This window comes from Nonomuraea sp. NPDC001699, assembly GCF_053596455.1.
This window is the reverse complement of sequence record NZ_JBSFGF010000035.1, coordinates 48381-70969: the sequence shown is the minus strand read 5'-3', so window position 1 is coordinate 70969 and position 22589 is coordinate 48381. Positions and strand designations below refer to the sequence as shown.

23 protein-coding genes and 1 pseudogene are annotated in these 22589 nt (G+C 71.4%); 9 read left to right on the top strand and 15 right to left on the bottom strand.

Annotation, left to right across the window (positions count from 1 at the left end; all coding sequences use genetic code 11):
* Window positions 1-199: 199 nt before the first annotated feature.
* The gene (locus ACWCSU_RS48855) at window positions 200-1411 is read left to right on the top strand and encodes a hypothetical protein (protein WP_449943583.1); all 1212 of its coding nucleotides are present in this window, start codon (window positions 200-202) and stop codon (window positions 1409-1411) included.
* 597 nt (window positions 1412-2008) lie between these two features.
* On the opposite strand, the gene ACWCSU_RS48850 is transcribed toward ACWCSU_RS48855, so the two are convergent.
* From ACWCSU_RS48850 to ACWCSU_RS48805, 10 genes and pseudogenes are all read right to left on the bottom strand, one after another.
* Window positions 2009-3352, bottom strand: a complete 1344-nt coding sequence (locus ACWCSU_RS48850) for an MFS transporter (RefSeq protein WP_449943581.1) — start codon at window positions 3350-3352, stop codon at window positions 2009-2011.
* Between the two features lie 247 nt (window positions 3353-3599).
* Window positions 3600-3782 (bottom strand): sigma factor-like helix-turn-helix DNA-binding protein, encoded by a 183-nt coding sequence (locus tag ACWCSU_RS48845; protein WP_449943578.1) that lies wholly within the window; start codon window positions 3780-3782, stop codon window positions 3600-3602.
* 32 nt (window positions 3783-3814) lie between these two features.
* Window positions 3815-4078: pseudogene (locus ACWCSU_RS48840) on the bottom strand (sigma-70 family RNA polymerase sigma factor); the annotation flags it as partial.
* An 81-nt stretch (window positions 4079-4159) separates the two neighbouring features.
* Complete coding sequence (locus ACWCSU_RS48835) at window positions 4160-4546, bottom strand: STAS domain-containing protein (RefSeq protein WP_352327166.1); 387 nt, start codon at window positions 4544-4546, stop codon at window positions 4160-4162.
* A 53-nt stretch (window positions 4547-4599) separates the two neighbouring features.
* Complete coding sequence (locus tag ACWCSU_RS48830; protein WP_357699345.1) at window positions 4600-5577, bottom strand: phosphotriesterase family protein; 978 nt, start codon at window positions 5575-5577, stop codon at window positions 4600-4602.
* A 121-nt stretch (window positions 5578-5698) separates the two neighbouring features.
* A complete protein-coding gene (locus tag ACWCSU_RS48825) occupies window positions 5699-7096 on the bottom strand; it encodes a methionine--tRNA ligase (protein ID WP_449943573.1) in 1398 nt (465 codons plus the stop codon).
* A gap of 132 nt (window positions 7097-7228) precedes the next feature.
* Complete coding sequence (locus ACWCSU_RS48820) at window positions 7229-7732, bottom strand: TrmH family RNA methyltransferase (protein WP_357699342.1); 504 nt, start codon at window positions 7730-7732, stop codon at window positions 7229-7231.
* A gap of 120 nt (window positions 7733-7852) precedes the next feature.
* Window positions 7853-9085, bottom strand: coding sequence for an APC family permease (locus tag ACWCSU_RS48815; RefSeq protein WP_357699340.1), 1233 nt, complete (start codon window positions 9083-9085; stop codon window positions 7853-7855).
* 106 nt (window positions 9086-9191) lie between these two features.
* Window positions 9192-9650: a universal stress protein gene (locus ACWCSU_RS48810; protein WP_357699338.1), complete on the bottom strand. Its 459-nt coding sequence runs from the start codon at window positions 9648-9650 to the stop codon at window positions 9192-9194.
* A 107-nt stretch (window positions 9651-9757) separates the two neighbouring features.
* Window positions 9758-10375: a DUF998 domain-containing protein gene (locus tag ACWCSU_RS48805; protein ID WP_449943569.1), complete on the bottom strand. Its 618-nt coding sequence runs from the start codon at window positions 10373-10375 to the stop codon at window positions 9758-9760.
* A 215-nt stretch (window positions 10376-10590) separates the two neighbouring features.
* On the opposite strand from ACWCSU_RS48805, the gene ACWCSU_RS48800 reads away from it, so the two are divergent.
* Window positions 10591-10941, top strand: a complete 351-nt coding sequence (locus ACWCSU_RS48800) for a MerR family transcriptional regulator (protein ID WP_357699334.1) — start codon at window positions 10591-10593, stop codon at window positions 10939-10941.
* A gap of 19 nt (window positions 10942-10960) precedes the next feature.
* On the opposite strand, the gene ACWCSU_RS48795 is transcribed toward ACWCSU_RS48800, so the two are convergent.
* Together ACWCSU_RS48795 and ACWCSU_RS48790 are read right to left on the bottom strand one after the other, a co-directional pair.
* Window positions 10961-12127: a low temperature requirement protein A gene (locus ACWCSU_RS48795; protein ID WP_449943566.1), complete on the bottom strand. Its 1167-nt coding sequence runs from the start codon at window positions 12125-12127 to the stop codon at window positions 10961-10963.
* Window positions 12128-12137: 10 nt separating this feature from the next.
* Window positions 12138-13070, bottom strand: a complete 933-nt coding sequence (locus ACWCSU_RS48790) for an anti-sigma factor RsbA family regulatory protein (RefSeq protein ID WP_449943563.1) — start codon at window positions 13068-13070, stop codon at window positions 12138-12140.
* Window positions 13071-13250: 180 nt separating this feature from the next.
* Between ACWCSU_RS48790 and ACWCSU_RS48785 the strand changes: the two genes are divergently transcribed.
* Window positions 13251-13805: a DUF1707 SHOCT-like domain-containing protein gene (locus ACWCSU_RS48785; RefSeq protein WP_357699328.1), complete on the top strand. Its 555-nt coding sequence runs from the start codon at window positions 13251-13253 to the stop codon at window positions 13803-13805.
* Here the strand turns inward: ACWCSU_RS48785 and ACWCSU_RS48780 are convergent.
* The gene (locus ACWCSU_RS48780; RefSeq protein ID WP_449943560.1) at window positions 13775-14908 is read right to left on the bottom strand and encodes an aromatic ring-hydroxylating oxygenase subunit alpha; all 1134 of its coding nucleotides are present in this window, start codon (window positions 14906-14908) and stop codon (window positions 13775-13777) included. The two genes, ACWCSU_RS48785 and ACWCSU_RS48780, sit on opposite strands and share 31 nt — an antisense overlap.
* A gap of 42 nt (window positions 14909-14950) precedes the next feature.
* Entirely contained in the window at window positions 14951-16045 is a 1095-nt protein-coding gene (locus ACWCSU_RS48775; RefSeq protein ID WP_449943557.1) for an FAD-dependent oxidoreductase, read from the bottom strand.
* Between the two features lie 50 nt (window positions 16046-16095).
* On the opposite strand from ACWCSU_RS48775, the gene ACWCSU_RS48770 reads away from it, so the two are divergent.
* The 4 genes from ACWCSU_RS48770 to ACWCSU_RS48755 all read left to right on the top strand — a co-directional run bounded on the left by ACWCSU_RS48770 (window position 16096) and on the right by ACWCSU_RS48755 (window position 19521).
* Complete coding sequence (locus tag ACWCSU_RS48770) at window positions 16096-16659, top strand: TetR/AcrR family transcriptional regulator (protein WP_357699322.1); 564 nt, start codon at window positions 16096-16098, stop codon at window positions 16657-16659.
* A gap of 89 nt (window positions 16660-16748) precedes the next feature.
* Window positions 16749-17120 carry a hypothetical protein gene (locus ACWCSU_RS48765; protein WP_449943554.1) on the top strand — a complete coding sequence of 124 codons (372 nt, stop codon included), beginning with the start codon at window positions 16749-16751 and terminating at the stop codon, window positions 17118-17120.
* A gap of 115 nt (window positions 17121-17235) precedes the next feature.
* Window positions 17236-18699: a DUF2079 domain-containing protein gene (locus ACWCSU_RS48760; protein WP_449943551.1), complete on the top strand. Its 1464-nt coding sequence runs from the start codon at window positions 17236-17238 to the stop codon at window positions 18697-18699.
* A gap of 30 nt (window positions 18700-18729) precedes the next feature.
* Entirely contained in the window at window positions 18730-19521 is a 792-nt protein-coding gene (locus ACWCSU_RS48755) for an NAD-dependent epimerase/dehydratase family protein (protein WP_449943548.1), read from the top strand.
* On the opposite strand, the gene ACWCSU_RS48750 is transcribed toward ACWCSU_RS48755, so the two are convergent.
* On the bottom strand, window positions 19518-20600 hold the full coding sequence (locus ACWCSU_RS48750) for a glycosyltransferase (RefSeq protein WP_449943545.1): 1083 nt from the start codon (window positions 20598-20600) through the stop codon (window positions 19518-19520). The two genes, ACWCSU_RS48755 and ACWCSU_RS48750, sit on opposite strands and share 4 nt — an antisense overlap.
* Window positions 20601-20638: 38 nt before the next feature.
* Here ACWCSU_RS48750 and ACWCSU_RS48745 point away from each other — a divergent pair, with 38 nt between their 5' ends.
* Window positions 20639-21457 carry a PIG-L deacetylase family protein gene (locus ACWCSU_RS48745; protein ID WP_449943542.1) on the top strand — a complete coding sequence of 273 codons (819 nt, stop codon included), beginning with the start codon at window positions 20639-20641 and terminating at the stop codon, window positions 21455-21457.
* A 49-nt stretch (window positions 21458-21506) separates the two neighbouring features.
* Window positions 21507-22565 carry a lysylphosphatidylglycerol synthase transmembrane domain-containing protein gene (locus tag ACWCSU_RS48740; protein WP_357699311.1) on the top strand — a complete coding sequence of 353 codons (1059 nt, stop codon included), beginning with the start codon at window positions 21507-21509 and terminating at the stop codon, window positions 22563-22565.
* Window positions 22566-22589: the final 24 nt, after the last annotated feature.

Below are 22589 nucleotides of genomic sequence, written 5' to 3'. Positions count from 1 at the left end.
CATCCGCTGCCTCAAGCGCTACATCGCCCGCGAGCTCTACCAGATCATCACCAAGCGATCATGATCGCCCCACTTGACGTCAATAGGAGCATCCCAGCCACTGGACGGTGGGCCGGCCACCATCACCTGACCGGCCCACCATCCAGCCGGGGTGTCGGTGGGTGGGGGGCGTCGGTGGGTGGGGCGGTACGGTCGGGGGGTGAGCACAACTGCGTTTTCCGCGGCCGTCGCCCAAGCCCGCGACCTGCTTCGCTGGCGTTCGCCGCTGCGGACCGAGCTCTGGGCGGCCCGGCTCACCGCCGGTCTGGAGCCCGACGAGGTGGAGCCGTTCCTGCGCGAGCTGGCCGAGGACGGGAGCGCCGAGTCGCGCCTCACCCTCGCCGCCCTGGCCGCGATCGACAGGACCGGTCGGACGGGGACGCACCCCTTCCCGGACGCCGACGACGAGCCGGCTGACCCGACGGCCGATCAGCACGTACCGGACGGAGACCGGCGGGACTCGGAGCCAGGAGCCTCCGGCACACAGGACCGGGAAGCCTTCGCCACGTCCGGCACACAGGAGCGGGAAGCCTTCGCCACGTCCGGCACACAGGACCGGGAAGCTCTCGGGGCGTCCGAGGGGCGGGAGCCGGAATCGGATGAGGGACCGCTGCGGATTCTCGGGGTGGAGGTTCCCGGGACGACGTACGCCGATCTCGGACTGCCCGGCTGGGTAGGCCGTATGGGCCAGGTGACCTGCGAAGGAGCCTGGTACGGCAAGGCCGACCCGTACGGCGAGCAGACCTTGGCCGTCCTGTCGTTCCGGTACGGGAACGGCAAGGAGCCGCACCTCCTCGTCGTCGGCATCGACCAGCCCAACGGCGGCCTCGCCGTCGACGCCGTCGTCGAGGAGGTCAAGTTCCTCGACGATCTGGGCCTGAGCCCGGCCGAGCCCGGGGTGGTGGCCGGGCGGGTGCTGGACGGGTTCGAGCTGGGCGACCGGATCATGGGGGCTCAGGTGGCCGACACGCTGGCCGCCGTCCGTCCGCTGGCCGTCGCGCGGGCCCTCGCCGTGCCGGGGCTCGTCCGGCAGGCGCCCGACGGGACGATGGCCGACTTCCACGACCTGCCCGACGTGCCGGGGGCGCGGGAGGCGTTCGAGAAGCTCGTGGAGTTCGTGGGCGGGCGTCCGCTGTGGTGGAGTCCGGCCCGGGTGAGCCAGTTCCTGACGTCGTGGCTGCCGAGGGAGGCCATCCTGTCGGACCCGGCGGTGGCCGCGATGCCGGAGGTGGTCCGGGCGTGGAGCCGCTTCAACGGCGGCCATCCCGCCGTCCTGCACCAGATCGACCTGGACGCCCCGCGCCTGCCCGCCCTGATGGCGGACGAGTCCCTGGCAGGACTCGGGAAGCGCATCGCCCGCCGACAGCTGTGACGAGGGCCCGGGCAGCGAACGTGTGACCGAGGGGTGGGCCTTGCCGGAAGTGGGTGGACCGCGATGGGGGTGGGGGCGGCTATGCTGCGCAGTGACGTTTAGCAGTGCCCCACTTGGGCGTTTCGAGGGAGACTTGCGCGATGTACAAGGAGTTCGCTGTCGAGGCCGTCATGTGGCTCGTCCCGGTTGCGGTGCTGATCGGGGTCGCGCTCCTCGTCACCGCCTGACCCAGGACCCGAGGAGTGACGGGGGCCGGGCGCAGGCTCGGCCCCCGTCCGCTGCCTGAGAGGCAGGCGGGGAGGGTGAGGTCAGGATGCCCAGGCCAGTAAGTCTTCAGGTCGAGTCCGATGGTCTGGTCGTATGCCCCCAGAGCCAGGCGTGGAGCTGCTCGAAGACGACTCGGTCGGGAACACGGGCCGATGGCAGCCCAACGGGTGGATGACGGTTCGCTCAGGAGGAGAACCTGGAACTGGTCCCACAGGGGGTCGGTGACAGAAGCGGGGAGTATGGGCACGTGAGCTTCTGCTGATCCTTGACGTGCCGGGCGGGGCGTGCTGCCACGCACCGCGCGAGGGCAGTGCGTGGCGGCATGGTTTCTTATTCGGCCTTCGGCTGGAGCTCTGTCGTGGCCGAGGAACGGCTGATGACCACGGCACCGACGACCAGCCCGGCGATGGCGAGCACCGCGGCGATCAGGAACGGGTCGCCGGCGTGTACGGCGGGGGCGAACCCAATGCCCACGTAGACCGCTACGCCGCTGGCCCCTCCAAGCTGGTCGGCTGCTCGCTGGATGCCGGAGGCGATCCCGGCGTCCTCGTCAGTGGTTCCGCTGACCGCGATGTATTGCAGCCCCACCAGGCCAAAGCCCATCCCGGCGGCGATCAGCAGCATCGCCGGAAGCAGCCACGCCGCTCCGGCCCCCAGAGCTGCCACGAGCGCGATCACCGTCATCGCGCCCGCAGCGGAGCCGAGGCCTGCCAGCACGCACGCGCGTGCTCCCCAGCTTCCCAGCAGCCGGGGCACAAGAACCGAGGCCGCGATCAGCGCGACGGCCAACGGCAGCATCGTGAGCCCGGCGCCCAGCGGACCGATCCCGAGACGCTCCTGCAGGTAGAACGTGAACAGCAGGAACGAGGTCGACAGCGCCCCGCTGAGCAGCATCGTCGTCAGGTTCGCCCTCATGCGGGGGCGGTTGGCGAAGAAGGCCGGCGGCACCAGCGGGTTCAGGGACCGCGACTCGACCCGCATGAACCTGGCGGCGGCCAGCACCGCGCCGACCAGCGACGCCAGGCTCACCCACGGGCTCGTGCCGGGTTCACCCGCCTCGACCGCGGCGTAGGTGAACAGCAGCGGGCATGCGGTCAGCAAGATCGCGCCCGGCAGGTCCAGTCGGGCCCGTCCACGGGGAGCGGGACGGTCGCCCTGGACAAGCATGAGCGCGGCCACGATCACGACCAGGATGAACGGCACCGAGATCAGGAAGATCCATCGCCAGCCCAGATGGGCGGTGATGATTCCCGACAGGGCGAACCCGAGCACCAGCCCGCAGCTGGCGACCGCAGCCCACACGCTCAGAGCTCGCGACCGGCGTGGGCCTTCCGGGAACATGAGCACGATGGTGGCCATCGCGGCCGGCAGCGCGATTGCCTCGCCGGCTCCCTGAAGGAGGCGCGCGACCACCAGGACTGCGAACGAGGGGGCCAGCCCCGCCAGCAGAGACGCTGCACCGAACAAGGTGGTTCCGACCAGCAGCGTGCGGCGACGGCCCAGCAGGTCGCCGAGGCGACCGCCGAGCATCAGCAGCCCGCCGCCGGTGATAGTGTAGCCAACCACTACCCAGGTCAACGAGTGGCCCTCGACGCCGAGATTCGCACCGATCGAGGGCAGCGCGATGTTGACCACGGTCACGTCGACCGCGATGAGGAACTGCAGCATGGACATCGCGCACAGCACGAGCCATGCGCGCGTGGAAGACGCACTTCGCCCGCGGGAAGAAGAAATGCCTGAAAGCATCGAGTGCTCCGTCGCTCTGAAGAGTTTCCGGGCAGCACAGAGAGCCGCTCCGGACTGATCACGAAGCGGCTGGACGTTCCAGGTTGGTGGTGCTGTGAGTCGAACGTCCCGCCGCTAGCGGGGCGTTCTGGTCACTGCCGCGCAAGCGGCCGAGCACGATGCGGCTGACATGCATTCAGCCTAGCAGCGGACATCTATCACCCAGAGGCACCTCAGGAGCGCCTATCCGCGCGACCTCTAAGGGGCCGTCCTGGCGGAGCCGTTTGAGCGCCTGCTTCTCCAGTTGCCTGACGCGTTCCCTGGTCAGCCCGAGGCGGTCCGCGATGGCACGGTGTTCGGCGACTTCCTGCACCCCCATGCCGTCCTCGTCGGCGATCAGGTCGGCGATGCGACCCTGAGCAGCCGCGACAGCTCCTCGCCCACGCGGATGGGCAGCCGTACGGTGCGGCTCTTGTCGTGGATGCCGCGTTCGATGGCCTGGCGGATCCACCACATCCCGTACGTCGAGAACTTGTACCCGCGGGTGTAGTCGAACTTCTCCACGGCCCTGATCAGCCCGAGGTTGCCCTCCTGGATGACGTCGAGCAGCGGCAGCCCGCGGAAGGCGTAACGCTTGGCGGCGGCGACGACCAGGCGGAGGTTGGACCTGATCAGGCGGAGAAGAGGGGGTTCTTGCCGATCTGCTTCAGGTACATGCCGAGCGGATCGGGCTCTGCGGCCGACATGTGCCGGCAACTACCCGGTGAACGGCGGCGAATTCCCGGCTTCGTTGAGTTCCGCGATGGCGAGTTCGGCCGTGCTGCGGATGTCGAAGAACTTGTCCAGCGCGGTGATCGCGAACAGGTGCTTGCACCGGCCGTTGAGACCGGACAGCAGCAGCTTGCCGCCGGAGGCGGTGACGGCCTTGTGCAGGTAGACCAGCACGGACAGGCCGGAGGAGTCGCAGACGCTGACGGCCTGCATGTCGATGACGAGGAGCGGCGGCTGGGTGAGGTCGAGCGCCTTGGTGACGCGGTCGCGCACCTCGGCCGCGGACCCGAAGTCGAAATCTCCAGTCAGCCGCGCGATGACGCAGGGGCCCTGGAGTCCGAGGCTGATCGACAAAGCCTGCTCCGAAGTCACCCAGCTCCACCTACCTGCGTCGCTTTCCCACTTGTCGTCACTTCTCGACCACTTTACGAGAAGTAACGCCTTGGGTTGAACACCAGCATCTGCTCAATCTGGTCGTCGGTGACACCGGAGTCGAGCAGTGCGGCCAGTACGTCATCGTGAATGTGATCGTAGCGCCAGTTCGGCGCGAGCGTGCTTCTGGCCTCGTCCCATGCGCCGCCGAAGTAGTCCATGAAGCAGGCGGTGTCGTGGCTGAGGACCATGCGGTCGGCGTATCCGCGTCCGCAGAGGGCGGCGACCGTGGCCACGCGCTGCTCGGTCGAGTTGTAGGCGTCGAGACCGAACCGGTCCATCCCCAGCGTCGCGCCGGTGTCGGCCAGGCGCATCAGGTAGTCGAGGTCGTTGCTGTCGCCCGCGTGCCCGATGACCACCTTCTCCAGGTTCACCCCTTCCTTGGCGAACAGGTCGAGCACGAGCAGACCGCTCTGGGTGAAGGAGTTCGTGTGTACGGTGATCGGCGCCCCGGTCCGTACGTGGGCCCGCGCGACGGCCCGGCAGATGCGCTCGACGCCGGGCGTCAGGCCCTTGTGCTCCACCACGCACTTGAGCAACGCGGCCTTGACCCCGGTGTCGGCGATGCCCTCGGTGAGGTCCCGGACGAAGTCGTCGATCATCGGGTCCGGCATGTCGAGGAACAGGCCGGGGCCGCGGTGTTCGTACTGGTGGGGCAGTTCCTCGAAGGCGTAGAGGCCGGTGGCGACGACGATGTTGAGTCCGGGCACCCCGGCGGCCACGCGCTGGATGCGCGGGATGTGGCGGCCCAGGCCCCACACTGTCGGGTCGACGATCGTCCGCACGCCCTTGGCCGCCACCGCGTTGAGCTTCGAGATCGCGTCGGCGACCCGGAACTCCTCGTCCCACCAGGCGCCTTTGCCGTAGTTGTCCACGTGCTCGGCGGCCACGACGAAGACGTGCTCGTGCATCAGCGTCTGACCGAGCTCCTCGACGTCGATCGGACCGCGGACGGTCTCGACGGTGGGCATGGGACCTCCATACCGACTGGTCAGCAAGTGGGCCCAACCTAGGCCGCCCCTGCCGCACCGTCAACCATCCCCGGGTCGGCACGTCCACACCGGGAGTGGACGCGTCCGTACATGTCGGGACTCATCGGGTCAGGCGCGGGAACAGCGGCTCCGGCCGTGGCAACCGCTCCCCCGCCACCGCCGCCGCCACCCGCGCCGCCGCCGTCGGCAGGAAGGGCTCCAGGTGGTCGGCCAGCGTCCGGCACGCCCCCACCAGCACGCCCAGCGACGCCTCCCGCTCGGCCGGGGGCTGCTTCCACGGCCGGACGCGCTCGACGTACCTGTTCGCCTCCTCGACCAGCCGCCACACCGCTCCGGCGGCCCGGCGGAAGTCGAAGTCCCCCAGCGCGCCGTGCACGTCGCCCGGCCCGAACTCCTCGCGCACCTCCGGCACGTATCCGTCCAGGAACCGGTGGACCATGGTGACCACCCGGTTGACCAGGTTGCCCACGCCGTTGGCCAGGTCCTCGTCGGCCCTGGCGACCAGGCGTTCCTCGGTGAAGTCGGCGTCGCCCACGCGCGGCACCTCGCGCAGCAGCCACCACCGCACCGCGTCCACGCCGTACGCGTCCACCAGGGCCACCGGGTCGGCGGCCGTCCCGGACGACTTGCTGATCTTGCGGCCGTTCGCCGTGAGGTAGTCGTGCACGAAGATCTGCGAGGGCGGCGGCTGCCCGGCGGCCAGCAGCATCGCCGGCCAGTAGACCGCGTGGAAGCGGATCACCCCCTTCCCGACCAGGTGCACCTTGTCCGGCTCGGCCACCCACCAGCGCTCGTATTCCGAGCCCTCCAGGGCGGTGACGTAGTTGGCGAGGGCGTCCCACCACACGTACACGACCTGGCTGGGATCGCCCGGCACGGGGATGCCCCAGCCGCGGGCGCGCGCCGCCGACCGCGAGACGCTGATGTCGGCCAGCCCCGCCTCGACGAACGCCAGCACCTCGTTGCGCCGGGCCGCCGGCTCGATGCGCAGGTCGCCGCCGCGGATGAGGTCGAGCAGGGCGTCCTGGTAGCGGGAGAGCCGGAAGAACCAGTTCCGCTCCGACACCGCCTGCAGGGGCGCCTCGTGCCCTTCCTCGCAGGGGCCCTCCGGGTAGAACTGCTCGCAGCCCACGCAGTAGAGCCCTTCGTAGTGCCGCTGGTAGAGGTCGCCTTCGACGGCCTTCCAGATGCGTTCGACGCCGGCGCGGTGCCCGGGATGGCTGCTCGTCCTGACGAACGCGTCGAAGGACAGGTCCAGCGGTTCCCGCAGCCCTTGGAAGGCGGCCGCGTTGCGGTCCACGAACTCCCGTACCGGCACTCCTTCGGCCTCGGCGGCCAGCACGTTCTTCAGCGAGTTGTCGTCGGTCCCGGTCTGGAACCGCACGGGTTCGCCGCGCCGCCGGTGGTGCCTGGCCAGCACGTCCGCCTGGACGAGCTCCAGCGCGTGCCCGAGGTGCGGTCGCGCGTTGACGTAGGGGATGGTCGTCGTGATGTACATCGGTCGCCTCCCGAAGGGGCCCCGACACGACGAGAGGCCCCGGGTCGCAGGGCCTCAACAGGACGTCGTCGGTGAAACCCCCTACGGGGTCATCATCACCGCGCTGATCGTCATGTCGGCATCGTACCGTTCTCAGGCGAGCCCGGCGAGCTTGTAAAGCACCAGCGACCCGGCCACCGCCACGTTGAGGCTGGCCCCGGTGCCGATCATCGGGATCTCGACCACGGCGTCGAGCAGGTCGAGCGCCTCGCCGGGGATGCCGGTGGCCTCATGACCGAGCACGACGACGGTGGGCTCGCGGGCCATGGGCAGGTCGGCCAGCCTGATGGCGTTCTCGGCCAGCTCGACGCCCAGCACGCGCTCGCGCCGGGAGGCCAGCCAGGGCAGCGGTTTCACCCAGTGCACGCACGCCCCGGCCCGCAGCGTGTTCCCCCTGGCCAGCGCCTCGGGGACCCACGGCAGGCGCGGCACGGCCATGCAGGCGCCGGCCGCGTCGCAGGTGCGCAGCAGGGTGCCGAGGTTGACGCCGTGCATGGGCCACAGAGGGGCGACGGTGAGGTGGCCGAGGCATCGGGGCGGCCTGCGCCGCCGCTGGGCCCGGAGCTCTCCGGAGGTGCGCACCCGGATGCCGCTCATGCGGCCGGGAGGAGGTTCCTTACGCGGACGTTCACGAGGAGGGCGCTTTCGTCGGCACGCCCGGGCCATCACCGAAGGGATTCGCGGCCAGTCTACGCCCGCGAGCCGGTCGAGGCACGATCACGAGCGATGGCGTACGGCCCACGCGACCAGCCCCACGGCGAAGACCGCCACGCCCGCGAGCACGGACGCGAGCGGCAACGTGAACGCCAGCACCAGGCACAGGACCAGCCCGAGCACCGGCACGGCCTTGACCGGCGCGCCCTCGGCCCGCGAGAGCGTCAGCGCGCCGGCGTTGGCGATCGCGTAGTAGACCAGCACCCCGAACGAGGAGAACCCGATCGCGCCGCGCAGGTCGGCCACCAGCAGCAGCACGACCACCGCGGCCCCCACCGCCGCCTCGGCCCGGCGCGGGACCCGCCGCTGCGGATCGACCGCGGCCAGCACGCCCGGCAGGTCGCGCTCCCTGGCCATCGCCAGCACGGTACGCGAGACGCCGAGCAGCAGCGCGAGCAGCGCCCCGAGCGAGGCCACCGCCGCCCCTGCCCCCACGACCGGGACCAGCCACTCGGCCCCGCCCCGCCGTGCGACGTCGGCCAGCGGCGCCGCCGACCCGGCCAGCCCGGACGCCCCGAGCGTGCGCAGGGCGGCCACCGCCACCAGCGTGTAGACGACGAGCGTGACGCCCAGGGCGATGCCGATCGCCCGCGGGATGGCCCGGGCCGGATCGCGCACCTCCTCCCCCAGCGTGGCGATCCTGGCGTATCCGGCGAACGCGAAGAACAGCAGCCCGGCGCCCTGAAGCACCCCCCACAGGCCGCCCCCGGACAGCGCGGCCTCGGGCGTCACAGACGACCGCTCCCCCGTCAGCCCGGCGACGATCACCGCCGCCAGCACGGCGAGCACGAGCACGACGATCACCCGGGCGACCGCGGCCGAGCGCTGGACGCCGTAGAGGTTGAGCAGGGTGATCGCGACGACCGCCGCGACGGCCAGGGGCCGGGCCGCGCCGGGGGCGACGTACGAGCCGAAGGTGAGCGCCATCGCGGCGCACGAGGCCGTCTTGCCGACGGTGAAGCCCCAGCCCGCCAGGTAGCCCCACAGCGGGCCGAGCCGTCGCCTGCCGTAGACGTAGGTGCCGCCGGACTCGGGGTAGAGCGCGGCCAGCCGGGCCGAGGACGTGGCGTTGCAGTAGGCCACGACGGCGGCGAGCGCGAGGGCGGCGAGCAGCCTGCCTCCCGCCGCGGCGGCGGCCGGGGCGAAGGCGGCGAACACGCCCGCGCCGATCATCGCGCTCAGCCCGACCACGACCGCGTCGCCGGTGCCCAGCCGCCGTGCCAGGCCGTCAGCCATGCCGCCCCTTCCTCCGGGCCCGCGCCCGCGTCGGGGGTCGCCGGTCAGGGGATCCCGAGGGGGCCCACTCTGCCGTACGTTCCCGGCGTTCCCGTCCCCGGGGCCGTCAGGAGGTCGCCTCGGGGCCCGGGACCACCAGCACGGGACGGCGGGCGTGGTGCAGGACGCGGTCCGAGGTGCTGCCGAGCAGCAACGACCGTACTCCGCCCAGTCCCCGTGTCCCGGTGACGATGAGGGTGGCGTCGATCTCGTCGGCCACGTCCACGATGGTCGACCACACCGCCACCGAGTCCAGGTCGCACCGCGGTGTCGCGTCGAGGCCGGCCTCGCGGGCCAGCTCGGCGCCGTGTCCGGCCAGCTCGGTCATCGCCTGGCCGATCGCCTCGTCCTCGGCCGCGGTGTTGTCGAGGGTCATCATGAGCCCGGCCGAGGCGCGGGCCGAGGTCATCGCCAGCCGCTCCCACACCGTCAGCACGACGGCGGACCTGTCCTGCACCGCTCGTCCGGCGAAGGCGATGGCGGCCTTGGAGTCGTCCGAACCGTCATAGGCGATCAAAATGGTCATGTTCACAGCTCCTTGCCCGAGGTCAGATGCCTCTCCTCTTTCCAGGAGCGGACCGTTCTCACGCGAAAGGGGGCGGGAAGATCATCCCGCCCCTCGCGAACCAGGCGTCACGCCAGCACGGCCGACACCCGCCGGGCCGCCGGCCTGAGCATCGACAGGCCCGCCAGCGCCAGCACCCCGATCTCGGTCACGACCACGACCCGCTGCGTCAGGCCCGCCGGGATGTCGTCGTTGCTCAAGGGGATGCCGAACATGCGCACCACGTACGGGACCACGACCAGCAGCAGCGCGCCGAGGGCCACGCCACTCAGCACCCGCATCGCCGTGGCGTACCTGGTCCTGGCCTTGGCCAGCAGGAAGCCCGCGGCGGGCATCACCAGGAAGGCGGCGAAGGCGGCGTAGCGGTGGATGCCTCCGGACAACGACAGCGGCACCCCGGGACGGTCGGTCGGGAACGCCCCGATCAGGAACATGCTCGCCCCCCACGCCAGCAGCAGCGCGACGACCCAGCGGTTCGCTCCGGAGCGGCGCAGCGCCTCGGCGATCAGCCCGGACCCGACGGCGAACAGCGTCAGCGAGGCCGGCAGCAACCATCCGGACGCCTGGAAGGCGTACTCGCTGATCACGCTGTGCAACGGGTCGAGGCCCGCTTCGGCGTGCAAGGTGAGCATGGCGCCGGTCCCGATGCCGATCGCCGTGAATCCGCTGGCAAGCAATCCCCTCATGCCTTAAAGCTCGCGGAATGCGCTCTTTGCCAACATCGGAGATGAGCCCCAGCGGGCCCTGACTCGTCCCTTAAGACCTTGGTCGCGGGGCCTCAGGGTCGGGCCTCCGACCTGCGGGAAGATGACCCTGAGTAGGGCCTGCCCCCTCAGGGTGGCTACAGCCGGCGGCACCCTCGATTTGACTTCGAGTGCACTCAAAGGGTGAACCTTTACGCATGACGATCCAAGAGGCCGCCCAGCGTTCGGGCCTCAGCGCCCACACCTTGCGCTACTACGAGCGCATCGGGCTCATCCACTCGGTCGGCCGCAACCTCAGCGGGCACCGGGACTACGCGGAGGAGGATCTCCGCTGGCTGGACTTCCTCACCAAGCTCAGGACCACCGGCATGCCCATCGCCGACATGTGCCGTTACGCGGAGCTGCGCCGCATGGGCGAGCACACCTCCCCCGAGCGCCTGGCCATGCTGGAGCTGCACCGCGAGCGCGTCCAGGCCAGGATCGCCGAGCTGAGCAAGGACATCAAGGTCCTCGACCTGAAGATCGACGTCTACAAGGGCCGGGTGTGAGCGGGCGTCCTCCCGCCCGCTAGCCGAGCGCGCCGGAGGCCGGGCGCCGGGCCTCGCGCCTGGTCACACCGGTCACGATCACCAGCGCGACCAGCACGACGGCGATCAGCGGGACCGGCGTCGGCGTCAGCGCCGACAACAGCACCAGCACGGCCGCCCCCAGGAAGGCCGCGCTGTCGGCCGCGCCGTAGCGGTGGGGCCGCACGTGCAGCAGCCAGACCATGAACAGGAACACCGCGACGGGCACCGAGACGGCCAGCGCCGCGCCCGTGCCGGACAGGTGGGCCGTGCCCGACTCGAAGTCGATGGCCACCTCGACCCCGGCGCTGAAGGCCCCGACGGCCGCGAAGACGGCGTAGTGGCCGTACCCCCACAGGATGGCGCGCCTGGTGGAGTCGAGGATGTCGGCGGTCGGCGGGTCGAAGTAGAGCCACCACATGGCGAACGCGATCACCAGCGCGCCCAGGGCCAGCACGATCAGCTCGGGCCGCAGGCCGCCGCCGCGCGCCTCGCCCTGGAAGGCCACCGTGGCGGCCAGCACGTTCTCGCCCATCATGATGATCGTGAACGAGCCGTACCGCTCGGCGATGTGGTGCGGGTGCCAGGCGGTCGGGCTGCCGCGCTCGGCCCATACGGGCACCGAGAGCTCCAGGACGACGCCGAACGCGAACGCCGCCAGGTACCACTCCCCCGGCACGACCAGCAGCGGGATCCAGCCGGCCTGCGCGAGGCAGATGCCGATGGCGTACCGCACGGCCGTAGGCCGTCCCGCCGGGTCGCCGCAGGCCGCGCGCAGCCAGTGGGCGGCCATGGCCAGGCGCATGATCAGGTATCCGGCGTAGACGACGCGGAAGTCGTGGTCCTGGAACGCCCTGGGCACCCCGGCGGCCAGCACCAGCACGCCCGACATCTGCACGAGCGTGGTCAGCCGGAACAGCCAGTCGTCGTTGTTGTAGGCGGAGGCGAACCAGGTGTGGTTCATCCACGCCCACCAGATGGCGAAGAACGTGGTCAGGTAGCCGAGGACGCCCTGGGCCAGGTGCCCTTCGCTGAGCGCGTGGTGGAGCTGGGAGCCGGCGAAGGAGACCGCGACGACGAAGCACAGGTCGAAGAAGAGTTCGAGGTTGGTGGCGGTGCGATGGGACTCGCCCGCGTCGCGTGCCCGCATGGGCCGGAGCCGGATCATCCTCCGATGTCTACACCAGGACGTCCGGCAGGTCGAAGTAGGCGCGGACCGCGGTCGCGCCGGGGCGGGTGTGGACGCGTACGAGATCGCTGAGCAGGTTGACGATGAGCAGGCCGCGCGAGCCGGAGCGCTGCGCCTCGACGGGGACGCGTCCGGCCAGCGGATCGGCGATGTGACCGCGGTCGGCGACCTCGCAGACCAGCCGCGCGTCCTCGGTCCAGATCCTGACCAGGCCGGAGCCGCCGCCGTGGTCGAGGCTGTTCGCGCCGAGTTCGGCCACCACGAGGCGGATGTCGTCGAGCCGGTCGTCCCCGAAGCCCGCCGCACTGGCCTGCTCGCCCGCGAGGTTGCGGGCCGCGGCCAGGTCGGTGCGGTCGAAACGCAGCGAGACGCACGCCGCCGGCTCGTCGAAGGGCCGGTTGTGCCGGGCGACGACCAGATCGGGCGCGTAGCGGGGGCTGGCCCGCTCACCTGTGGCGTCGCGCAGCACGGGATGGGTGCGCTCGGCCTCGCGCAGCACCTCGGGCGTCAGCCCCTCCAGGTCGTACGGGCACAGGATCGTGACGTGCCGGCCCGCGAACGACAGGTTGATCAGCGCCTCGTGCTGGGCGCAGGCCGGGTATTCGGTGCCCGAGCGGCCGGGCCAGACGGGCTCGCCGATGATCCGCACGTGCTGGCCGGGATGCCGGTCGGCGACGGCCCGCAGCACGGCGGGGATGATGCGCCCCGGGTTGCGGCCCGCCACGCCCATGTCGATCAGGGTCACCCGGGAGGCGTCGGCGCCGAGCCCGGCCTCGATCTTGGCCAGATTCGCGGCGGGCACGGCCACCGCGACGGGCTCGCCTGCGGCCAGCCCCTCGCGCACGAAATCCGTGGTGGCAGCCACATATTCCGGGTCACCTCGGTAGAAGAGGGCCGGATGCACGAAGAGGTCCGCCGACATCAGGCATCACGGTACCTGCGCATGAGGACTCCAAGACAATCAAATGGGTATTTGTCGGGTGTGAAGAGACTTCAGCTCGTACGCAGGCCCCTGAGGGGGCGCCGGTACTCCCACCTCGATCTGCGGACCCCTTCAGGGCGACGCCTCCCGTTCTGATCGCCGCGAACCTATGCTCGGGACATGTCGGAAATGCAGATGCGGGTCTCCGACGAGGACCGGGAGCGCACGGCAGGGCAGCTCCAGCAGGCGTTCGCCGAAGGCCGCCTGACGCGTCCCGAGCTCGAAGACCGGCTTGAACTCGCGTTCACCTCCAAGACCTATGGCGACCTGCTCGGCCTGATCACCGATCTGCCCGCCGGGACGGCACCGGCCGACGACGTGGTCGAGCTGGAGTCCAAGAGCGGCCACGTGCGCCGCTCGGGCGACTGGGCCGTCCCCCGGCGGCTGCGGATCGCCTCCAGGTACGGCAGCGTCGATCTCGACCTGTCCCAGGCCGTCATCCCCCACCCGGTCGTCGACCTCGAACTCGACCTCACGTACGGCTCCGCCAAGATCGTCGTTCCCGAGGGCGCCGTCGTGAACGTGGACGCCTTCCGCACCGACTGGGGGCAGACCGTCGTCACCGACGTGCCCGGCAGGCGGCGGCCCGGCGTGCTCTACCTGGTGGTCGGCGGCCGGGCCAAGTACGGCGGCCTGCGGGTGCGCTATCCGCGCAAACGCTGGTTCACCCACTGATGGAAGGCCGAGATGTGGTGCTCGCTCGGCACCAGCACGCCGCCCGCCCGGTAGGCGCGTGACCCCATGCCGAGCTGGGTCCGCTCGCAGGCGTCGAAGTCCTGCTCGTTGACCCGGTGGAACAGCTCGACCGACGGCGACAGGTCGGCCCCGGAGGCCACCACGTCCGGGTGGTAGAGCCAGTCGCACTCGACGACCGTGCGGTCGGCGGCCATGGGGAACATCCGGTGCAGGATCACGTGGTCGGGCACCAGGTTGACGAACACCTGCGGCTTGACGGTGATCGCGTAGTAGCGGCGGTCCTGCTCCGGCGCCACGTCGGGGAGGCGGCCGAAGCCCGCGCCGCCGTCCACGGTGAAGCCCTCGACACGCGGCGCGAAATCGGCGCCGTGGCCCACGTAGTACTGGGCGGCGTACCCGCCGGCGAACTCGGGCAGCACGGCCACCAGCTCGGGGTGGATCGTGGCGCAGTGGTAGCACTCCATGAAGTTCTCGACGACGAGCTTCCAGTTGGCCTTGACGTCGTAGACGACGCGGCGGCCCAGGGCGAGCCGGTCGACGTGGTAGTTCTCGATCGCGGCGGGGTCGCCGAGGCGCTCGGTGGCCGCGTACGTGACGGTGTCCTCGAAGGAGGGCGGCTCGTCGGCCAGGCACACCCAGGCGTAGCCGAGCCATTCGCGCAGGGCCACCGGGACCAGGCCGTACTCGACGCGGTCGACGTCGGGCATCCTCGCCAGGTTGGGGGCGGCGGCGAGGCGGCCGTCCAGGTCGTAGGACCAGGCGTGGTAGGCGCACCTGATCGTCCGTCTGACCTCGCCCTGCTCCTCCATGCACAGCCGCGCCCCGCGGTGGCGGCAGACGTTGAGGAAGGCGCGCAGCAGCCCGTCGCGCCCGCGGACCACGATCACGCTCTCGCCGCCCACCTGGACGGTCCGGAACGCGCCGGGGCCGGGCAGGTCGCCGGCCCGGACGGCGCAGAACCACATGGACTCGAAGATCTTGGCCTGCTCCTCGGCGAACAGGTCGGGATCGGTGTAGGAGCGGCCGGGAAGCGTGGAGATCAAGCTCGACGTGGTGGTCAACCGACACCCCTTGTTGCGCATTACGCACCGAGTTGCTCTATATGCGACATCGTCCGGCGGCTTTCACAAGGCTGTCAAGAGGTAGGAGCTGAACCTGCGCAGCGACTCCGTGTGCACCCAGGTCGCCATCCGGTCGGGGAGCAGTCCGGCGAACGAGCGCTGCCGGTTCGTCACCTCGGTCCCGGCGATCATGGCGGGCCGCCGCGCGATCCGCGCCCTGGCCCGCTCGTACGCGCGCAGGTCGCCACCGGCCGAGCGGGTCAGCAGCCAGGCGTCCTCCAGCGCCTGGTTGGCGCCCTGGGCCATGGTGGGCGGCATGGTGTGGGCCGCGTCCCCGGCCAGCGTGGTCGGGCCCCTGCCCCACACCCGGGGGATCGTGTGCCGGTGGTGCGGGAAGAAGTCGATCTCCTTCATCGTCTCCAGCACCGTGGGCACCGGGTCGGCCCAGCCGCCGAACCGCTCGCGCAGGCGCGGCACGATGTCGGGGTCGTCCCCCCAGAACGGCCCGCCGGGCGACGCCTGGACGTCGAACCACCACAGCAGCCTGCCCTCGCCCGCCGGGATCAGCCCGCACAGCTCCCGCCGTCCGGCGATCATCACGGCCCGGCGAGCCCCGGTCAGCGACGTCGGCGCGGTGGTGAACCCCTGCCAGGTGACCCAGCCGCTCAGCGTGGCCGGATCGTCCCCCCACAGGGCGCGGCGCACCGCCGACCTGCGGCCGTCGGCCCCCACCAGCAGGTCGCCGCGTACGACGCGGCCGTCGGACAGCCGCGCCTCGGCCCGCTCGGGCTCGGCGTGCTCGACGCCCGCGCCGTAGACGACGGGCACACCCTCGCACAACGCCTCGACCAGCTCACGCCGGGCCACGTGGACGCACGGACGCCCGTAGCGCCGCTCGGCGGCGGTGAGGTCGATGGTGAACAGCCGGCGGCCGTCGTCGGCCCATGACTCCATCGTCTCCAGCCGCCATCCGACGTCCGCGTGCCCGACGCCGAGCTCGTCGAGGATGGCCGTGCTGCCGGGCCACAGGGTGACCGAGCCGCCCGCCGTGCGCTGCTCGGGCGCCTTCTCGTACACCTCGACGTCATGACCGGCGTTCAGCAGGCCGCGCGCCGCCGCGAGCCCCGCGACCCCGGCTCCCGCCACGATTACTCTCATAGAAGCCCCACTTTGAGAGACTGTCAGTATCAGATACTTGGAGTATCACAATGTCCGCGCGTGGCCGCAAGCCCGACCCCACGGTCCATCACCGCATCAGGCAGGCCGCCACCGAGCTGCTGCTCTCCCACGGTCTGGACTTCACCATGGACGACGTCGCCCACGCGGCAGGCGTGGGCCGGGCGAGCGTGTTCCGTCGCTACGCCACCAAACGCGACATGCTGCTCGAATCGCTCGGCGGCCTCATGGACACGCACGTCGCCGTCCCCGACACCGGCTCGCTCGAAGGCGACCTGCGCGTGGTGGTCGCCGACACCCTCGCCCTGTGGCGGCAGCCCGGCGTCGCCCGCCTGACCAGGCAGATGTACGGCGAGACCGGCCGCGACCCCGCCGTGGCCGACATCATCCGCACCGGCATGCGCACCCGCATGGAACGTTCGTGGATCGTCTACGAGCGCGCGATCGACCGCGGCGAGCTGCCCCCGGACGCCGACCTGTGGCTGCTGACGGACCTGTTCGCGGGCCTGGTGACCTACCGAGGCATGCTCGACCTGCCCATGCCCGGCCCCGCGGAGGTCGTCGAGGTGCTGCTGCGCGGCTTTACGCGCATCTGACGGCCGGAATGTTAGCGGCGTGCAAGCGGCGATCAAGCAGAGATCGCTAATGTCCTCCTCGTACGGAAAACCAACGAAGGGCACCAAAAATGACTCCCCCTCGCCGACTCGCCCTCGCGGTCGCGACGATCTCCCTTGCCGTTCTGTCCACCGCCTGCGGTGCCGTCGGCCAGGCCGTTGACTGCAACAGCGCCGTCAACGAGCTTTCGAAGATCACCACTGAGTGGAGCGGCGCCATCACGAAGAACGCCACGGACACCGCGGCGATCGGCGACGCCTCCAAGGCCGCCGCCGCCAAGACCAAGGAGCTCGCCGGCAAGTACGACGGCGACGTCGCGGCCGCCCTGAACGACTTCGCCTCCGGCTTCGAGAGCCTGGAGAGCGGCGACCTCAGCAAGGCGACCGAGTTCAGCGGCAAGATGAGCGGCTTCACTTCCAAGATCACCGCTGCCTGCTCCTGATCGGCCCGCGGTCGCCGCACCGCCTGCGGGGGGCAGGCCGGCGCGGTGACCGCGTCATCCGGTCCGTCGGAATGGGGAACGGACAGGACCGGATGGCCCCTTTACGCTTGCTGCCGTGACGGACGAAACGGTGATCGCACGGCCGCAGGCAGACACCGCACTCCCCGCCAGAGTGCTCTTCCGCCACCGTGTGCGGGTCGGCGCCCTCGCGCTGCTCGCCGCGGTGGCGTACGCCGTTCTCGGGCTGGTCAAGCTGGCCACCTTCCGCGCGACCACGTTCGACCTGGTGATCGTGGATCAGGCCGTGCGCAACTACGCCCGGTTCCGGCCGCCGTACGTGCCGGTGCTCGGCGTCTTCCACGAGCGCGGCACGGACTACCTCCAGCTCGCCGACCACTTCTCGCCCATCTACGCGCTGCTCGCGCCGTTCTACTGGGTGCACGACGGGCCCGAGACGCTCATCGTGGCCCAGGCGCTGCTGTTCGCGGGGGCGATCCCGTTCCTGTGGCTGTTCACCCGGCGCGTGCTCGGGGTCGGGCCCGCCTATCTGGTCGCCGTGGCGTACGCGCTGTCGTGGCCGATCGCGCAGGCCGTCGCCTTCGACGCGCACGAGGTGATGTTCGTCCCGCTGCTCACCGCGATCATGATCGAGCGTTACCACGCCGGGCGCGTGCTGCCGGCGTTCCTGGCGATGCTCGGGCTCCTGCTCGTCAAGGAGGACATGGGGCTCCTGGTGATCGGGGCGGGGCTGTACCTGTTCGCCGTCGGCGACCGCCTGCGCGGCGTCGTGGCCGCGCTGCTCGGCGCGGGGGCCGTCGTGCTCGTCCGCGGCCTGCTGATCACCTCGTTCGGCGGCGACAGCAAGGACTTCTGGGCCTACGGCCACCTCGGCCCCGACGCGCCCGGCGCGCTGCTCGCGATGTTGCGCGACCCGCTCGCCGCCCTGCTGCTGCCCTTCAGCGACGAGGCCAAGGTCGACACGCTGTTCCTGCTGGTCTGGCCGACGCTGTTGCTGTGCCTGCTGTCGCCGCTGTCGCTGGCGGCGCTGCCGCACGTGCTCGAACGCCTGCTGTCCGACCGTCCGCAGTGGTGGCAGGCCGACTTCCAGTACAGCGCGTTCACCGTGCTGATCCTCTTCTGCGCCGGCGTGGACGGCCTGGCCAGGCTGCTGCGCTGGACCGGCCGCGCCGATCGGCGGGGGCTCGAACTGGCCTGGGCCGCCGCGGCCTGCGCCGTCGCCCTCACCCTGGTGCCCAGGTTCGCGCTCGACCAGCTCTACCATCCCGCCTTCTACAAGGAGGACAAGGCCGCCGCCGCGGCCGAGGCGGTGAGCAGGGTGCCCTCGGGGGTGACGGTCGAGGCGGTCAACTCCGTCGGTCCCGCGCTGAGCTCGCGCACCACCGTCCTGCTGTGGAGCGCGGCCCCGCGCGGCGCCCCGTGGATCGTGGCCGACACCGCCCGCTGGGAGTTCCCGTTCGGCTCGGCCGACGACCAGCGCAACCGGGTCGAGCAGCTCCAGACCGAGGGCTACACGAAGGTGTACGAACGCGACGGGTACGTCGTCCTCCGGCGGAACTGACCGTACCGGCCGATGCCGCAGAATGTCGGCATGGGAATGATCGTGCTCACCGGCGCCGCCGGCATGGTGGGCGGCGCCGTACGCGAGCGGCTCCGCCAGTCCGCCACCAGGCTGATCCTGGTCGACAGGGAGCCCGTGGAGGCCGGGCCGGGCGAGGAGGCCGTCCGCACCGACCTGTCGGACCTGGCCGCGACCGTGGCGCTGGTCAAGGGCGCCGACGCGATCGTGCACCTGGCCGGCGTGCCGGACGAGGCGCCCCTGCCCGACCTGCTCGACGGCAACGTGCTGACCACCCACCGCGTGCTGGAGGCGGCCCGGCTGGCCGGCGTGCCACGCGTGGTGCTGGCCAGTAGCAACCGCCTGACCGGCATGTACCCGGCCACCGCGACGATCTCCCCCGACCTTCCGCCGCGCCCCGACGGCCTGTACGGCGTCAGCAAGGCCGCCGTGGAGGCCCTCGGCCGCCTGTACGCCGACAAGTTCGGCCTTGAGGTGGTCTGCCTGCGCATCGGCAGCCTGGAGTCCGAGCCTCAGGACGTCCGCCACCTGGCGACCTGGCTGAGCCCCCGCGACTGCGCCGGGTTCGTCCACGCCGCCGTCACCACGCCCGGCCTGCGCTTCCTGGCCGCCTACGCCGTCTCGGCCAACACCCGCCGCTTCTGGCTGCTCTCCCCCGAACTCGGCTACGAGCCCGAGGACGACGCCGAGTCGTACGCCGCCCGCGTGACCGGCACGCCGGACGCCTTCTTCACCGAGGGCGTCCCGCAGGGCGGCGACTTCGCCTCGCGCGAGTACACGCTGCGCAGGGGCCGCCTGGCCTAACGCGCGATCGCCTGCTCGTAGGCCCGGTCGAACCCCTCCAGCACCCCGGCCCACGAGCCCGCGACGGGCGGCGTCGAGCGGTTGTGGGCGGCGATCTCCCGGCGCAGCCCCGCGTCGGAGCACAGCCGCGCCACCGCCCCGGCCAGGTCGCCCAGCGTGCGGCCGAGCAGCCCCTCGGTGCCGTCCTTGACGAAGTCGGCGACACCGCTCTGGGCCCTGGCCACCACCGGCACGCCGGCCGCCCGCGCCTCCAGCGCCGCGATGCCGAACGACTCCCTGGCCGCCGGGGCCACGAAGACGTCGGCCGAGTCGAGCACCTTGGCGATCTGCTCCCGCGTGTAGCGGCCCGGCAGCGACACCCAGCCGGTCATGCCGTGCTTGACCAGGAACCGTTCCATGCGGGCGCGGGCGGGCCCGTCGCCCACGATCGTGGCGCGCATCGGGATCTCGGCGGGCACCCGCTCCCGCGCGGCCAGCAGCAGCCTGAGCAGCCGTACGGGCTGCTTGCGCGGCGCGAGCCGGCCGACGGCGACCACGTGCACCTCCGCCCGCGCGGCGGGCACGCCCGGGGAGGGCGCCCAGCCCGTCAGGTCGAGGCCGTTGGGGACCACCCGAACCGGCACGCCGGGCCCCGCCACCGCCCTGATCGGCGCCGCCGCCGCCGTGCTCACCGTGGTGGCCACCAGCCCCCAGCGCTGCCAGCCGAACGCCAGCCGCAGCAGCCGGTAGAGCCCCCGCGTGACCGGGTCCCACATGCTGTGCACGGTCACCACGCACGGCACCCCCGCCCGCCGCGCCGCCCGCACCCCCATCCAGGCGAACGGCGAGACCGCTCCGGTGTGCACGTGCACCACGTCGGGCCGGACGACGGAGATGCCCCGAGTGAGATGCCCCACTCCGAACGGATGGACCGGCAGGTCGAACGGCATCCTGGCGACGACCCTGCGCACCCCCGGCAACGCCTCGCCCCTGGTCGCCGTGGCCACGAGCACGTCGTGCCCGGCCTCGCGCTGAGCGCGCACGAGGTCGGCCACCTGGACCTCGATCCCCCCGAGTCTCGGCAGGTAACAGTCACTCACGTGAAAGATCCGCACCCCTCCCAGACTAATCTGGGCGTGTGCCTCCACGTACCGCGGTCTTCTTCCACGCCCATCCCGACGACGAGGCTTTGCTCACGGCGGGCACCATGGCGATGCTCGCGGCCGAGGGCCACCGCGTGGTGCTCGTGGTCGCGACGGCCGGCGAACGCGGCCTGGCCGAGATCGGCCCCGGCGAGGAGCTGCGCGAGACCAGGCTCAAGGAGCTCTACGAGTCGGCCGCGCTGCTCGGCTGCGCCCGCGTCGAGTGCCTGGGCTACGGCGACTCCGGGCTCAGCCCCAAGGGCGGCGTCGCCGACGAGCGGCCCGACAACGCCTTCATCGACGCCGACACCGAGGCCGCGGCCAGGGCGCTGGCGGCGATCCTGGAGGAGGAGAAGGCCGACCTGCTGTCGATCTACGACCCGGCCGGCGGCTACGGGCACCCCGACCACGTGCAGGTCCACCGGGTGGGCAAGCGGGCGGCGCAGATCGCGGGCACGGAGATCGTCCTGGAGGCGACGGTCAACCGCGACCCGCTGGTACGGCTGCTGCGCATGGCGGGCCGGGTGTACAAGTTCCCGCCGGAGTTCGACGTGCGCACGTTCGAGAGCGCGTACTCGGCGAGCGACACGATCACCCACCGGGTCAACGTCCGCCGGTACGCCCGGCAGAAGCGCGCCTCGATGGCCGCGCACGCCTCCCAGGCCAGCGGCGGCGACAGCGACCGCACCCTCGCCGTCGTGCTGAAGGTCCCCGGCCCGCTCTACCGCCTGGTCTTCGGCACCGAGTGGTTCGTCCGCCGCGACCTGCCCCCCGGCGCTCGTCTCACTCACCCTTTCGACCGATGGCCGAAGTAGCACCTGAGGGTGACGTGCCGGCTCCGGCGACCCGTCAGACTGGTGGGCGATGAAGAACAAGCCGCTCCAGATCGCCCTGTCCGTCCTGTCGCTCGGGCTGGCCGTGCTGCTCGTGGTCTACCTGCCGCAGATCGTGCGCACGCTCACCGGCAAGCCGGTCTCCTGGCACGCAATCGGCGAGGTCTTCGGGGCGCTCGGCGCCGGCCAGATCGTCCTGATGACGGCCCTGTGGCTGCTGAGCCTGCTGGCGTACACGTTCGTGCTGACCAACTCGCTGCCGGGGCTGACCAACCTCCAGGGCCTCACACTCAACGCGGCGGGCAGCGCGGTCAGCAACCTGCTGCCGTTCGGCGGCGCGGTCGGGGTGGCGCTGTCGTTCGCCATGACCAGGGGCTGGGGCTTCGCCAACCGGCCCATCGTGGTGATGACGCTGGTCAGCGGCATCTGGAACACCTTGTTCAGGTTCATCCTGCCGGCCGTGGGCATCATCGCGCTGCTCATGGCGGGCGAGGTGCTCGACCCGGCGTTCGTCAAGGCGGGCTGGACGGGCGCGATCTCCATCCTGGCGCTCTGCGTGATCGTGGCCGTCGCCCTCTACTGGGACCGCGCCGCCGCCGTGCTCGGCCGGGCGCTCGACGGGCTCACCCGGCTGCTGCGCCTGAAGGTGCACGCCTCCGAGGCCTTCCACCGGCTGCGCGCCGACACCGCGGAGATCGTCCGTACGCGCGCGCTCGGCCTGTCGCTCGGCATGGTGTTCTTCCTGGGCTTCCAGTGGGCGATCATGGCGGCCTGCATGTGGGCCACCGGCGCCTGGCCGGGCCTGGCCCAGTCGATCGCGGTCTTCGCGCTGTCCCGCGTGCTCACCAGCGCCGTGATCACGCCCAGCGGGGCCGGGATCATGGAGAGCGGGGTCGCCGCGTTGCTGATCACGTTCGGGGTGCCGGGCACTCCGGCCGTCGCGACAGCACTACTTTTCGGCTTCTGGACTTACACTATCGAGATCCCGTTCGGCGGCCTCGCACTGGGCGCGTGGGCGCTCCTGCGCAGGCGCAACGGCCGGAACGCCGCCGCGGAGCCCCCGTCCGCGATCTCGAAGGCCCCTCAGTGACAATCCCAAAGCCATCAAACACCT